The organism is Deltaproteobacteria bacterium (assembly GCA_016208165.1).
Taxonomy (GTDB): domain Bacteria; phylum Desulfobacterota; class Desulfarculia; order JACQYL01; family JACQYL01; genus JACQYL01.
Genome location: JACQYL010000123.1, coordinates 1 through 14,323 on the forward strand (window position 1 = coordinate 1; position 14,323 = coordinate 14,323).

12 protein-coding genes are annotated in these 14,323 nt (G+C 55.3%); 10 read left to right on the forward strand and 2 right to left on the reverse strand.

The annotated features are described in order from the left end of the window. Window positions 1-290: 290 nt before the first annotated feature. Window positions 291-2,681: a penicillin acylase family protein gene (locus HY788_22035; protein MBI4776824.1), complete on the reverse strand. Its 2,391-nt coding sequence runs from the start codon at window positions 2,679-2,681 to the stop codon at window positions 291-293. 678 nt (window positions 2,682-3,359) lie between these two features. On the opposite strand from HY788_22035, the gene HY788_22040 reads away from it, so the two are divergent. The 10 genes from HY788_22040 (at window position 3,360) to HY788_22085 (ending at window position 13,646) form a co-directional block, all read left to right on the forward strand. Next, a complete protein-coding gene (locus HY788_22040; GenBank protein ID MBI4776825.1) occupies window positions 3,360-4,463 on the forward strand; it encodes a hypothetical protein in 1,104 nt (367 codons plus the stop codon). Then, window positions 4,456-5,514: a GNAT family N-acetyltransferase gene (locus tag HY788_22045; GenBank protein ID MBI4776826.1), complete on the forward strand. Its 1,059-nt coding sequence runs from the start codon at window positions 4,456-4,458 to the stop codon at window positions 5,512-5,514. The genes HY788_22040 and HY788_22045 overlap by 8 nt, the downstream gene beginning before the upstream one ends. A 36-nt stretch (window positions 5,515-5,550) precedes the next feature. Beyond that, window positions 5,551-5,901: a cupin domain-containing protein gene (locus HY788_22050; GenBank protein ID MBI4776827.1), complete on the forward strand. Its 351-nt coding sequence runs from the start codon at window positions 5,551-5,553 to the stop codon at window positions 5,899-5,901. A gap of 62 nt (window positions 5,902-5,963) precedes the next feature. Beyond that, complete coding sequence (locus tag HY788_22055) at window positions 5,964-7,316, forward strand: exodeoxyribonuclease VII large subunit (protein MBI4776828.1); 1,353 nt, start codon at window positions 5,964-5,966, stop codon at window positions 7,314-7,316. Between the two features lie 97 nt (window positions 7,317-7,413). Next, a complete protein-coding gene (locus HY788_22060) occupies window positions 7,414-8,328 on the forward strand; it encodes a M23 family metallopeptidase (GenBank protein MBI4776829.1) in 915 nt (304 codons plus the stop codon). Window positions 8,329-8,511: 183 nt separating this feature from the next. Continuing rightward, a complete protein-coding gene (locus HY788_22065; GenBank protein ID MBI4776830.1) occupies window positions 8,512-8,763 on the forward strand; it encodes an exodeoxyribonuclease VII small subunit in 252 nt (83 codons plus the stop codon). Window position 8,764: 1 nt separating this feature from the next. Further along, window positions 8,765-9,655, forward strand: coding sequence for a polyprenyl synthetase family protein (locus HY788_22070; GenBank protein ID MBI4776831.1), 891 nt, complete (start codon window positions 8,765-8,767; stop codon window positions 9,653-9,655). Window positions 9,656-9,842: 187 nt separating this feature from the next. Continuing rightward, a complete protein-coding gene (locus HY788_22075; protein MBI4776832.1) occupies window positions 9,843-11,738 on the forward strand; it encodes a 1-deoxy-D-xylulose-5-phosphate synthase in 1,896 nt (631 codons plus the stop codon). Continuing rightward, window positions 11,716-12,462 (forward strand): TlyA family RNA methyltransferase, encoded by a 747-nt coding sequence (locus HY788_22080; protein MBI4776833.1) that lies wholly within the window; start codon window positions 11,716-11,718, stop codon window positions 12,460-12,462. The genes HY788_22075 and HY788_22080 overlap by 23 nt, the downstream gene beginning before the upstream one ends. Next, window positions 12,459-13,646: a pyridoxal phosphate-dependent aminotransferase gene (locus tag HY788_22085; GenBank protein ID MBI4776834.1), complete on the forward strand. Its 1,188-nt coding sequence runs from the start codon at window positions 12,459-12,461 to the stop codon at window positions 13,644-13,646. Before HY788_22080 ends, HY788_22085 begins: the two co-directional genes overlap by 4 nt. A gap of 382 nt (window positions 13,647-14,028) precedes the next feature. On the opposite strand, the gene HY788_22090 is transcribed toward HY788_22085, so the two are convergent. Beyond that, a complete protein-coding gene (locus tag HY788_22090) occupies window positions 14,029-14,301 on the reverse strand; it encodes an HU family DNA-binding protein (protein MBI4776835.1) in 273 nt (90 codons plus the stop codon). Window positions 14,302-14,323 lie beyond the last annotated feature (22 nt).

The window sequence follows — 14,323 nt, forward strand, 5'->3', positions numbered from 1 at the left end:
CGAGCTCTGAATTCGAGAGGAAGCAACGAAGGCGCGCTGCACGAAGCCTGAGAGTCAACCACATAATAATAGAAGGGAAAACCGTTCGAGAGGTTAACATTTCATAATCTAAACATAATTATGTGAATACACAAGCCGCAACTCAGAATTACGGGCAAGTTCTTCAAGCAGGTCGATTGCGTAAGTGTAGTACAATCACACAAGCCCTTCAACGTTTGTGTTCGCGAAACAGGAGACGGTTGCCTTTTCCGCGCGAACCTCGCCGCCGACAGGTCGAAATGTCGCGATCTTTATTCCGAAGCCGGCTTGAGGCTTAACCTTGCTTCACTGTGGCTTTCCACGTCTTGACGCGTTGTCCAGGCGGGATGGTAGCCGCCTTTCAAGTAGAGATCGATCTGATCCGCGTAATGTGGACTGCCCAGGTGCCCCGATTCCCCGGTGGGCAGAACGTGAAGCGCTGTTTCAGGATTCGATAGATCTACGATCATACGCTGGGATACTCCATGAATCGCAGCATAGGGATGGGCGTTGTCATACTGCTTCTTGTCCACCGTGTGGTTGCTCCCGTCCACCGGGAACGGGCCCAGATTGAAGAAACGATCCAGCAGGACTTTCTTCCCGAGCACGTGTTCAAAGGTGAGCGTGTGAATTCGTCCCCACGACCAGTCTTCTACCTTGTCGCCGACGAGTCCTTCCAGCTCGACAAAGGCTTGTTCAGCAGCGGCTGAAATGATGTCATCCATGGTTTCCGTTTGGGGGGTTTTGGCGTCGTCGAACCAGGGTGAGGCGCCGTTTCGGATCATGGCTGTCATGGCCCGGTATGGAAACCCCGGTGTGCTCAGATAGTCTTTGAAAAGAGGCTCTCCCAATTCGTCCATGAAGGTCTTTTCCAGCATGTTGCGCAGGATCGCTTCGAAAAGACACGCTCCGACGCTTTCTTTGGACATGACGAAGTCCCATTCCGCCAGGAGTTTTACGGCCTTTTGGGACTTGTCGCTCGTCAGACCGGCCGTAACGGCTTGGATCAGTTTCGGGGTAACGTCCTTGGCGACTTGAGAATAGGCGTCCATCTGCATCCGTTTCATGTCTTCCACGGACAAGGTCTTTGAGCCGCCGATCATGTCGTGGATCCGGTAAATCCGATCTGACGGCTCCCAGTAGCGGCTGATCTCGTACGGGTAGCCTTTTCCCGTTAGCTTGCTGTTGGCCGTGGCGATGAAGCCCTCAGCGGGGTTGATGAGGTGGGGCTTTTCCTCGAACGGAACGAATCCTTCCCACTCGTATTCTCCGGACCAGCCGGGAACCGGCAGAAGGCCGTCCCCCTTAGGACGTCTGGGAATGGCGGCGCAACACCAGTAGCCTATGTTTCCGGCGTCGTCGGCAAAGACAAAATTGAGGCCGGGCAATTCCCAGTGCGCCAGAGCTTTCCTGATGTCATGGATGCTTTCGGCCTTGAGCAGCAGGTAGGCGGCACGGAACGGCTGAGGCCTTTCGGCAAAGGTCCATCTCGCTGAAACGACCGGCTCTCCCTCGACGGGCTCCGCAGGGTTTATAACCGGCCCGTGGCGGGTCAAACGGATCTTGATCCTTTCGGAAGATTTCCCCTTGACATGGATTTCCTCCTCCACGGTTTCCATATCTTCCCAGTGGTCTATGTACCAGTATTGATTGGGATTCTCCGGACGGATCTTCTCGATGTAGAAATCCACGTCATCCACCATCACATTGGTGATGCCCCAGGCCACATGACGGTTGTGCCCTGCGGACACCCCGGGCACGCCGGGGACGCAGAAACCGGCGGCATGGATCGTGGGACATTCCAGATGCACTTCCCACCAGAAAGAGGGATTGGACAGGCCTAAATGGGTGTCGTTGGCGAGAAGAGGCTTTCCCGTTACGGAGCGCCGGCCGGACACTGCCCAGTTGTTGCTTGCGCATGAAAAAGAAAGGCCCGAAAGACGTTGAGCGGATCTCATGATTTTCTGATGAATTCTATTGAGCCGGGCGAGGGGAATGGAGGCATCGGGAACGATCAAGGGCGCACTGTCGGGCCATCCGGGGAACGCTTCCTCGAACTTAAGCTTTCCCACCCGATCCAATACCTCCGAGGCGGTCAGATCCACCTTCCAACCGGAACTCAATGCCCAGTTGACGACCTTCAGAATGGGGAGGAAATCGAGTTCCATCCAAGGTTCGGGTCGATAGCCCAGTAATATGAACTCGGGAGGAAGACGATCGCGGTGCGTGTCTATGTAGGCGTTAGCGCCGCTCGCAAAGGAGCGGGCGAGGGGGACAAGCTCGGGAAGGATTTCTTTCTTCATGCCTTTGGCGGTCAGCATCCTGAAATACCGATCCACTCCGATGAAATCTTCGCCGAACAGTTCGGATACCCGGCCGCTTCCCAGGCGGCGGTGGAATTCCATCTGCCACAATCGATCCTGGGCCATGGCGTAGCCCATGGCTAAAAAGAGATCGGATTCGTTTTGGGCGTAGATATGGGGTATTCCGTAGTTGTCCCGTATGATTTCGACCGGGAGTTCCAGGCCCGCGCAGACGATTTCCCCATCGATTCGGGAGAGACTTCTCGAGAGGGTATATTGGATCCAGAGATAGCCTCCTCCGGCAATCAGAAGGCAGAGGCATACCAAGCCAAGCGCGATGAATGTGATTCTTCTCCTCACAGCCTGCTCCTTGCGTGCCGGCCCCGGATCCGCTCGACACATTAAATTCATGGGGTTCGAAGACCGGGTAAGAATCCGTTATCCCAGGACGTCCGTAAGGCGATGAGGGACGAACAGCCTTTGGTTCGTTCGAGGCCGGGCCCGCGAAGTTCCGTCGGGTTGAAGAGCTTCTGTGGGATATTTCTCCGCTTCATCGGGAAGTGTCCATGGGGTATGTAATGGAATCGGACCCCTTATTCCTCCATGTATTCTCCCGGACGCGGCCGGATCCGGGGAGTTGTCTTGACACTTCCGGCCTGTTAAATTATCATCTTCTCCACATTGCATCACATGTTGAACACCAGGATGTTGCGGGTACAGATGATCGTGTATCAATACTTGCGGGCTCAAGCGGCATTTTGGCATGGGCGACGCTAAGGTGACACTCGAATACCTTCTGGCCTCCCCGATATACCTTTGAAATTACCACGAAAAGTCCAGCCTCGCAAGCAAGATCGGCCGCACGAGGTATTGAAGACCCGGTCCAGTCCGGCGTTTACATCCCACCAATCCGTCCGGGTGGAAACGCCTTCCGCGCACAGGAACATCTTGACTGCACGCAACACCGGTCCGATGCTCTTACCGTCAGGGCGTATATCGAGGGGAGATCCATTGCATCCGTTTTGGGAGAGCCCGGCGATGAAAGGAAGAGGCCCTATCGCTCCGATATGCCGGGTGGCGTGCTTGTGGGTGGTTATCAGCGTCCTGGCTGCCGTTGGCGTGGGACTGTGGTGTCCGGTTTCGATGGCGGAGACCGGGGAAGCCTGGCTGGAGAGAGTCCGGGGAGAGCAGACCGGCGTCGACTTCTCGGATGTGGCCCTCAAATTTCCTCGTTTCAAGACCATTGTGCTTCTGGTATTTCAGCCGAAGCTCGATTTCGAGCGCTTGATCCGTCTGTTGGATCTGGGCGTTCAGCCTTTGGGAGATGACTCATCGAATTTGCTCGGGCGGAGTTGGGCCGTTTGCCACACCCGAGCCGCCCGCCTGGATGAAATCAAACGTTCGGGCGTGGCGCGGGAAGTGATACCTCTTACGCGGTTCAGGATGAGCGGGATTTACCGCATCCACTTTAAGATCGTGGAACCGGAATTCAACGGCCCCATTTCGTTTCGCGTATCGGCGCCGCGCGAGGGATTCGGGAAAACGCTCCTTGCCGCGGAGGAGCATGTCCGGCCGGACCTGCCGTTGTCATTGGCTGTCGATGACGCGGGGAACCGGTGGTTCGAAGTGCGGATTCCCGATGCGCGTCATGATCAATCCGTTCATTTCGATTTCTTTTTCAGGTATCAAGTCGATGTCGGACAACTCCTGGAGCACGCTCTTCCCATGGCGCCGGGGGGAGAGGGAGGAGACCCGCCGGACGGGCATCCAGCTCTGTCATATCTTGCCTCCTCCCCGAAAATCGATGCCACCTTACCGGAAATCAGGTCACTGGCGGCTCGGATCTTCGGAGACGAAAAAGATCCTCGAACGATATACTTGAGGTTGAACGACTACCTTCAGCAGACGGTTAGGTACGATTCCGTCAAACGAGAGCAGTTTTTCGGAGGGATGAAAGTGTATCGAACGATGGCGGAGTGGCGGGGGTGGGTGTCTACATCCGTGACACCGACGGGAATACCCCTGGTGGTGGATCCGGGCGAGCGCCATGAGCCGTTTGTGCGTTGGGATCCGGCCGTGGCCGTGCAGACCACCCTGTGGTCGGGCAGCACAAGCATCGATTTAGAGGGACCAAATGAGTAGTATCGAATTCGCCGATCTGTCAATCAGACCGTTGACCGATGAAGACTACCCGCAGGTGGACCTGCTCTTCCAGGAGTACCCCCATAAAGACTTCCAACTCAGGCAATTGAACATTCCGAAACGCAAAATGGCGGAATTTCTCAAAACCACGCTGGCGGACCCGGAATTGGAGAGCGCTTGTCTCCGGCAAGGACAACGTCTTTCGGGGCTGATCAGTGCACGAAGTTTGCCGTGGATGTCGGAGATGTTCGGAGCCAGGATGTTCGCCATACAGCACTTTCTAACTCGCCTGGACAGTGTCGCCTACCTGAAGACCATGCTGCGGTATCTCCTCGATCACATGACAACCGCCGACTTCTTGGACTGCCGGGTGGCGAACGGCGATACGAACGCCATCCAAGCCCTCGAGGACAACGGGTTCCGATTCGTTGGAAACGAGGTGTATCTCGCGCGATCGCTCATCGAGTCGCCGGCGCCCGACGAATACGGCGACAACAACTGTGTATCATGCCCCGAGCAATTGCAGAACCAGGTGATCGATCTGGTCCGGAATACTCATTTCCACAACCGTTTCATGTACGACCCGGAAGTTTCCGAGCATGACGCTGCCGAGATATATAAGCAGTATCTTTCGGGTTTTGCGTTCAAGAAAGACTTCCGTTCCCGGATTGTGCTTCGTGAGGGTCAGGTCGAGGGCTTTATCCTGTACCGATTTAACGCCGCGTTTTCCAAGGCCGTGGGCGGAAATTACGCGAGTTTGGACTTCATCGGCGTCAATCCGAACAATCGAAGCGCCGGCTTGGGCGAGGAACTCAACAAGGCGGCGCTCTACGATTTGGCCAAGGCGGGCGCTACGCACGTCGTAGTCAGAACTTTCGGAAGCAATTACCCAGCCGTCCGGATATGCCATAAGGTGGGGTTCAAGATCACCTCCTCGGACCTTCATTTTCATCTCTGGTTGCGGCCCAAATATGACAGCAGAAGAAACGAGAAGGTGGGGCCGAGTCCCGCATCGGGTCTCGGCGAACTCGAGCGAAAAACTTCACTGTAAACGAAACCGGAATATTACCCTATTGGGAGGATCTCCATGAATGTTACGAACCTGAAACATCTGGAAAAACTCGAAATGACCCTGGAAGGGGCCAAGAACGTGGCCAAGCAGGTGCCCATATCCAAAGACCACGGCTCGCCCAATTTTTCGCTCCGCGTGTTTACGATCTCGCCCAACGGGCACACGCCTTTTCATTCACACCCATTCGAGCATCTGAACTATATTATAGAGGGGGAAGGCGTCATTGTCTCGGAAAGCGGCGAAGAACGGCCTGTTGGAAAAGGGGATTTCGCCTTGATCTTGCCTGATGAAAAGCATCGGTACAAGAACACTTCGCCCACGAACGCCTTTGTAATGATCTGTGCGGTTCCCAAAGAGTACGAGTAGTTTCTCAAGATAGTATGGTATGATTCCTGAAATCTCTTATTCATCGCATACACGCAAACACCATCGATTGTGATCCGGAACCGTTGGAAACAGAAGTCTACACTGTAACTCGACTCACCAGAGAGATCAAAAACCTCTTGGAGTCCCAGTTTCCCCTCGTATGGGTTGAAGGGGAAATCTCGAATTTTCGCGTGCCGTCTTCGGGCCACTTCTACTTTGTTCTCAAAGACAAGAAAGCTCAGATTCGCGCCGTGATGTTCCATCACCAGAACCAGCTTCTGCGGTTCAGGCCGGAGGACGGGATGGCCGTGGTCTGTCTGGGCCGCCTCACGTTGTACGAACCGAGGGGGGAGTACCAGATCATACTGGAACGTCTCGAACCTCTGGGACAGGGCGCGCTTCAACTGGCATTCGAACAATTGCTGAAGAAGCTTCAGGAAGAAGGACTTTTTGACGAGTCCTTGAAGAAGCCGTTACCCTTTCTGCCTCGGCGCGTGGTGGTGATCACCTCTCCCACGGGCGCGGCCTTACGGGATTTCATTCACGTCATGGATCGCCGTTACGGCGCCATGGAGATTCTGATCTATCCCGTGAGGGTACAGGGGGCGGAAGCCGCCGGAGAGATCGCGGAAGGTCTGGACCTCGTGAATGCTCAGATCGACGCCGATGTCATCGTTCTTACCAGGGGCGGCGGCTCTCTGGAAGATCTCTGGCCGTTTAACGAAGAGGTTGTGGCGAGGGCTATCTTCCGAAGCCGCATTCCGGTGCTTTCCGCAGTAGGACATGAAATCGACTTCACGATTTCGGATTTTGTGGCGGACAAACGGGCTCCCACTCCGTCCGTGGCCGCGGAGATACTGTCTCCTTTGAAAACGGACCTGTTGGCGGCTATTGCTTCACATGCGTCGGCACTCGGTCGGACGTTGACGAACCGGTTGGTCCTGATGCGTGAACGTTTGGAAAATCTGGCGCTGAGAGTCGCGGATCCCCGTCGGCAGATCTCCGAAGGCCGGCTTCGAGTGGACGATTTTCAGGACAGGCTGGCCTTTTATCAGAGATCGCTTTTGACGTCCAGGGAGCATAGGTTAGAGACGGCGGTTCAGACGCTTCATGGGCAACGCCCCTTGGAAAAGATCGAACGGTACGGCGACCGGCTGATCGATATCCACAGACACCTGACGTTTCTTCAGGACAGACTGCTCGAACGCTGCCGGAAAGATGTGCAGCGGCTCACGGAGCGTCTCAACGGGGTCAATCCGCTGAACGTGCTCGAGCGGGGCTACAGCATCACGACTCGGTTGCCCCAGAATACCGTACTCGTGAAAGCAGGCGATGTAAAATCCGGGGACAAGGTGCGGGTGCGTTTGCATAAGGGAACCATTCGATGCTCGGTGGAGCGGGTGGAAGACAGCTGAAATTTAGCGGGAAAACGCGTTGCCGCGTGTCGGGCAGGCGCATTCGGCTGCTTCATACTTCTGGCGGATCCGTATGGTAAAAGGCAGAAAAGTGACAATGTCAAAAAAGGAGATGACTGCCGGACCGTTCGCCGGATATGTAGGGCGCATCGGAGGAGTTCTTCTGGCATTCGCTGTTCTGATGACCGTTTTGGCTGCATCGGCAGGATCGAATCCGAGTTCTCCCGAGATCGCTTGGTTTCCGGATACGCTTTATCAGGGCGCCTTGATGCGGCTCGAGGTTTCTTTTCCGCATAGGGCGGAAGGCCTATCCGGGGACTTTTTGGGGCGCGAACTGCATGTGTACCGGGATGACGACCAGGCGAACCGATGGATCGGTTTCATCGGCATCGATATCGATCAGGAGCCCGGCCCCGTTTATCTGACGCTTCGCACCAAGGATGATGTGTTTACCTCCAAGGTGCATATCCTTGAAAAGGGGTATGGAGTCCGTCGGCTCGAGATCAAGGAGAAAGAGCCGGACCCGCAAACGTTGGAGCGCATCCGGGAAGAGAGCGAGCTTTTGGAGGCTCTGTGGATCCGTGTCGATCCCACGCGATTTTGGAGGGAGTCCTTTCTTAGGCCTATTCCGGGGAAATTAACCGGCGAATTCGGTGTCAGGACGTACATAAACGGCAATAGAAGAAGTCCACACTCCGGGGTTGACTTCCGGGCCCAAAAAAATGAAAATGTAATTTGCTCGAACGACGGCAGGGTGGCTTTGGTTCGAGACCTGTATTACTCGGGAATCAGCGTTTTTGTGGATCACGGTCACAGCTTGTACACCATGTATTTCCATCTTGAACGTCCCCTCGTTCGGCAGGGAGACCGGATTCGCCGGGGAGAGGTCGTCGGTAAGGCCGGAAGCACCGGACGTTCCACCGGCGTACATCTTCACTGGGGCGCCCGTCTGAACGGGGCTCGTATCGATCCGCTTCAATTGCTCGATCGGTCGCACATGTTAAGTCACTAAACCGGATTCATTGATGCCGATCTCCGTGGGCCCTAGCGGCGCGCATCGGGCGACTCTCCGCGACATCGTAGAACATCTCCGCCGGCTGGGTCGACCTGGTTCGGGAGGCGGGAGCAGGCCTCTGCCTTCAGCGATGCGCGAAAGAGAGTACCGGGGATACAGCGGAAAAATGGAGCTGAAATAGTGGGCAAGCCAAAAAAGTTTGAAGAGGCGTTGGTCGAACTGGAAGAAATCGTCCGGAAAATGGAAGGCGCGGAATTGTCTCTCGACGATTCGTTGGAAGCCTTCGAGACCGGCGTAGGGTTGGCCCGCTATTGCAGACAGAAGCTTGACGAGGCAGAACGAAAAGTGCAAATCCTGCTGCAGGACGAGAAGGGACGTTTAAAACCCGAACCTTTTGAAGTGGACGAGTCCGAATCCGGGCACGGCAAGTGAAATGGATCTGAAGGCGTATTTAGAGGCCCGCCGGAAGCGGATTAACGAGACCCTAGAAGCGCTCCTGCCTCCAGTGGATACTTTGCAGAAGACCGTGGTTGAGGCCATGCGGTACAGTCTTTTGGCCGGCGGGAAAAGGATCCGCCCTGTCCTTTGTCTGGCGGGCGCCGAGGCAGTAGGCGGAGACTTCGACGGCATTCTGAACTTCGCGTGCGCCATAGAAATGATCCATGCCTATTCCCTGATTCACGATGACCTTCCGGCCATGGATGACGACGATTTCCGTCGGGGCCAACCGACGAATCACAAAAAATTTGGAGAGGCCGCAGCCATTTTAGCGGGTGACGGTTTGCTTACGGAAGCCTTCGCAGTGATGACCCGGCGTTTCTTATATCCGGGTGTGGATCCCTGGAATCTGCTCGAGGCTACTCAGCTCCTGGCACAGGAAGCAGGATTCCGTGGAATGGTCGGCGGGCAGGTCGTGGACATGGAGGCTGAGGACACGCAGCCATCTTTGGAACTGGTCGACTTTATGCACGCCGCCAAAACAGCGGCTCTGATACGGGCCTCGGTCGCCGGCGGGGCGATCCTTGCCGGCGGGGACCGGGCTTCGGTATCCGCTCTATCCGAATATGGCCGGTACCTCGGATTGGCGTTTCAAATTCGGGACGATCTGCTGGATGTTTTGGGAGACAGCCGTGAGCTGGGAAAGCCCGTGGGGAGCGACGAACAAAGGAAGAAGGCCACGTATCCCGCTGTCCTGGGCATAGAGGAGTCACAGAGACGGGAACGCCGGACGGTGGAACTGGCGTTAAACGCTCTGTCCGAAATGGACGCCAGGTCGGACCCTTTGCGGGCCATCGCTGAGTACCTGTTGACCCGGAATAAGTAGTCGGATCGGTCTATTCCCTTTGGTAGCGACTTCCAAAGGGTTTTTTGCGTTTTTTGTTCCCGGGAAATAGCCGTGATGGCCGTGTTACCTCAAGAGTTGTCCATTTAAGACAACGGAGTGATTCCGCTTTTTTCCGAAATTTGCCCATCGGAAGTTGGTGAACGGCGAGTAGAAGGACGGGTGATTCATGCACATTCTCGACCGACTGAGGTCTCCGGACGACCTGAAACAGTTGGAACTTTCCGAGCTGCAAGATCTTTGCGGAGAACTCCGGGAGTTTATCGTGGACTCGGTTTCCAAAACAGGGGGGCACCTTGCCCCGAATCTGGGAACCATCGAGTTGGCTGTAGCGATTCACTACGTATTTAACTCCCCCACGGACAAAATCATCTGGGATGTGGGCCACCAAGCGTACGCCCACAAGATCCTCACGAGTCGAAAAGACAGGTTTCACACACTTCGACAATATGGGGGGATCAGTGGTTTTCCCCGCAGAGAAGAGAGTCCCTACGATGCATTTAACACGGGACACAGCAGCACTTCCATCTCTGCCGGGCTCGGCATTGCCGTGGCGAAGGATTTCAAGAAAGAACTCGGCAAGGTTGTCGCGGTCATTGGCGACGGGGCAATGACGGCGGGACTGGCCTTCGAAGGGCTCAATAACGCGGGACATCTGGACAAGAACCTGATCGTTATCTTGAATGATAACGAAATGTCCATCTCCCCCAATGTGGGTGCGCTCTCCGCGTTCCTGAGTCATAGCCTTACCAGTAAGCGATACGTAAGGTTCAAGAAGGAAATGGGCAATATCCTCAAGACCATGCGCGGAATCGGTGAAAACATCATTACTCTGGTGAAAAAGACGGAGGAATCCTTCAAGAGCTTTTTCACGCCGGGCATGTTGTTCGAGGCGCTCCAGTTCGACTACGTGGGACCGATTCAGGGACATCGGTTGGATAAACTGATACCGTCGCTTCAAAAGGTGAGCGAGCTGGAAGGTCCTATTCTCATGCACGTTTTGACCACCAAGGGAAAGGGATACGAGCCCGCCGAATGCGATCCGACTCGATTTCACGGAGTGGGCTGTTTTGACGTGAACAGCGGAAAAAGTTCGTCGAAATCGACGAAATGCAAGGACTATACATCCGTGTTTGGTGAAACCATAACGAAGCTCGCCGAAAAGGACAAACGGATCTTTGCAATCACGGCCGCCATGCCCGAGGGCACCGGGCTGTCGTTGTTTGCGGAACGAATTCCCGAGCGTTTTTACGATGTGGGCATAGCCGAGCAACACGCGGTTACCTTCGCCGCCGGTCTGGCCACCGAAGGGCTGATACCGGTGGTGTCGATCTACTCCACCTTCATGCAGAGAGCTTACGATCAGGTCATCCATGACGTGTGCATTCCCGGGTTACATGTGGTATTTGCTATGGACCGGGGCGGCTTGGTGGGCCAGGACGGCGCCACTCATCAGGGAGGTTTCGACCTGAGTTTTATGCGATCGGTGCCGAACATGGTGGTCATGGCGCCTGCAGACGAGGATGAACTCCGGCGGATGTTGTTAACGGCGATCCGGCACAACGGCCCTGCCTCCCTTCGGTACCCCCGCGGAGCAGGAGAAGGCTTGTTGCTGGGAGATGAAATTTCGCCCGTGGAAATCGGACGTGCAAAAGTTCTGCGAGAACCTGGAGAGATCCTGATCATCGCCATAGGCAACCGCGTGTACCCTTCGGTCCGGGCGGCGGAGAAGGCGGAAGAACTGGGGGTCAGGGTAGGGGTAGTGAACGCGCGTTTTGCCAAGCCGCTGGACCGGGAAACCATTCTGCAAGCCGTGGACAAGGCCCGATCGATTATAACCGTTGAAGAGAACGCGCTTCAAGGGGGCTTCGGCAGCGCAGTGCTCGAACTGCTTTCAGATCAAGGGGTTTTCAAGCCTTTCAAACGTCTGGGCCTGCCCGACAGATTCATTGAACACGGCACACCTGAGGAGCAGCGTCGGCATGTGGGCATTGATGAAGAAGGCATCCTGAAAACCATAATGGAGATGTCGGGGATGCCCCATGGTAAAACTGAGGGCGGATGAACGGTTGGTCCGGGAGGGACTCGCGGCGACCAGGAGTAAGGCCCAGGCCCTGATACTGAGCGGTTCCGTATATGCCGGCGGGGAGTTGGTGTCCAAGGCGGGAACGCGGATCGAAGACACGGTTCGACTGGAAGTCAAGTCCAGGATACCCTCGTATGTAAGTCGTGGGGGGAACAAGCTCGAAGGCGCCATCCAATCGTTCGGAATATCCGTAGCCGGACTTGCGGCGCTGGACGTGGGGGCCTCCACCGGGGGGTTCACCGATTGCCTGCTCAAACACGGCGCCCGGAAGGTCTTCGCCGTGGACGTGGGTCACGGACAATTGGACTGGAGTTTGCGGAACGATCCGCGCGTGGTGGTGCTCGAGAAGACCAATGCCCGCAATTTAACCAAAAGCACTCTGGGAGAGTCTATAGCAATTGCGGTTATCGATGCATCCTTTATTTCCCTTACTCTCCTGATTCCGCCGGTGCTGAACGTCCTCGAACCCCGGGGGCTGGTAGTGGCGTTGATCAAACCCCAGTTCGAAGTGGGCAGGGCGGAAGTGGGTAAAGGAGGCGTGGTCAAAGATCCGGAAAAACACCTGCGCGTATGCCGAAAAATCGAGGAGTTTGTCCTCGAACTTGGATGTGAACCTGTAGGCGTGATCGAATCCCCTCTACTGGGCCCCAAAGGCAACAAAGAGTTTTTTATCGCCTTTTATAAAGGAGTGAATCAGCCATGACACTTTCCAACAGAATTCAAAAAATCAAACCATCTCCTACTCTGGCCGTGGATGCGAAAGCGAAAGCGATGAAAGCCCAAGGGGTGGACCTGGTCAGTTTCGGCGCCGGTGAACCGGATTTCGACACCCCCGACAACATCAAAGAGGCTGCGATCAAAGCCATACGGGACGGCTTCACCCGCTACACGGCGGCGGGAGGCACCGATGAACTGAAAGACGCCATAATCGAGAAGTTCAAGAATGACAATGGGCTCGACTACGCCAGGAACCAGGTGGTAGTCAACTGCGGCGGGAAACACTCGTTTTACAATTTGGCTCAGGTCTTGTTCGGAGAGGGTGACGACGTCATTATCCCTGCGCCTTATTGGGTTTCCTATCCTCCCATGACCATCCTGGCGGACGCCAATCCCGTGACCGTGGAAACCACCGCGGAAGAAGGATTCAAACTTTCGGCGGATCGGCTTCGGGAGGTGCTGACGCCGGCCACAAAAGCTCTGGTGCTCAACAGTCCGTCCAACCCTACCGGTGCGGTGTATACCCCGGAGGAGCTGGAAGCGATCGCGGAAGTGGCCGTCGAGAAGGACTTCTACCTGATTACCGACGACATGTACGAACGGATTCTGTTCGACGGTGCGGTGTTCAAAAGCGTTGCTTCTTTTAGTCCCGAGGTGAAGGCCAGGACCCTCGTGCTCAACGGCGTGTCCAAAACGTATTCCATGACCGGCTGGCGCATCGGCTATATGGCCGGACCCGCAGAAATCATCTCCGCTGTAACAAAGATACAGAGTCAGAGCACCTCGAATCCCAACTCGATCGCCCAGAAGGCGGCGGTGGAGGCGCTTCGTGGTCCCCAGGATTTCGTAAAAATGATGACCGAGGCATTTCAGAAAAGGAAAGATTACATAGTCGAGCGACTCAACGCCATAGACGGGATCTCCTGTTTTGATCCCAGGGGCGCGTTCTACGTGTTCCCGAACGTTTCCGAATATTACGGTAGAACCCTTCGGGGCCGGTCCGTCCAGGATTCCAATTCCTTCACCGACTTTCTTTTGGAGGAGGCGAAGGTGGCCGTAGTGCCGGGCATTGGATTTGGGTCGGACGAATTCGTCCGGCTATCTTTCGCCACCTCTATGGACCAGATTCGCGAGGGTTTGAATCGAATAGAAAAGGCTCTGGCGGAATAGGGATAAGAAGCCGCCTTAAGGATAATGCACGTAAATTGCGGGAAGAGACACTCTGCTTTTCCTCCATGGGAAGCATCACCCGGAGCGGGCAAGGTCTCTTCCAGACATCCGGCTTTATGTCGGACGGTGTCCGGGAATCGAAGAAATATGGCGAGGATTTCTTTGGCCGTTTGCGGCGGTCAAGAAAACGTGCTCTGCCGGTCGGATTCAAAACTCACAGACGAATCCATGCGAATCCGAGAAGACCGGTGAGAGGTTGTCTTCCGAGATATCGCAACCCGATGAATATGGAAATAGAGACAAAAAAGGCAGCCTCTTATTAAAAGGGTACCTTTTTGTCTCGTCGATCTAAACAAAAGACGGCGGGCAAGCGTTCAAGAACCTACTTCACAACGTCTTTTAACCTGTTTCCAGGTTTGAACTTGGGCACGTTGGCGGCAGGGATCTTGATCTCTTCTTTGGTCTGAGGATTTCGGCCTGTTCTGGCAGCCCTTTTCGCAACCGAAAACGTCCCAAACCCCACCAGCGTGACCTTGTCACCATCTTTCAGTGCGCCCTCGATCGCACCGAGCATTCCGTCCAGAGCCTTTCCCGCAACGGCTTTGGAGACGCCCGCTGCGTCGGCCATTTCCGCGATGATGTCCGCTTTGTTCATACTCTTTACCCCCCCTTTTTTG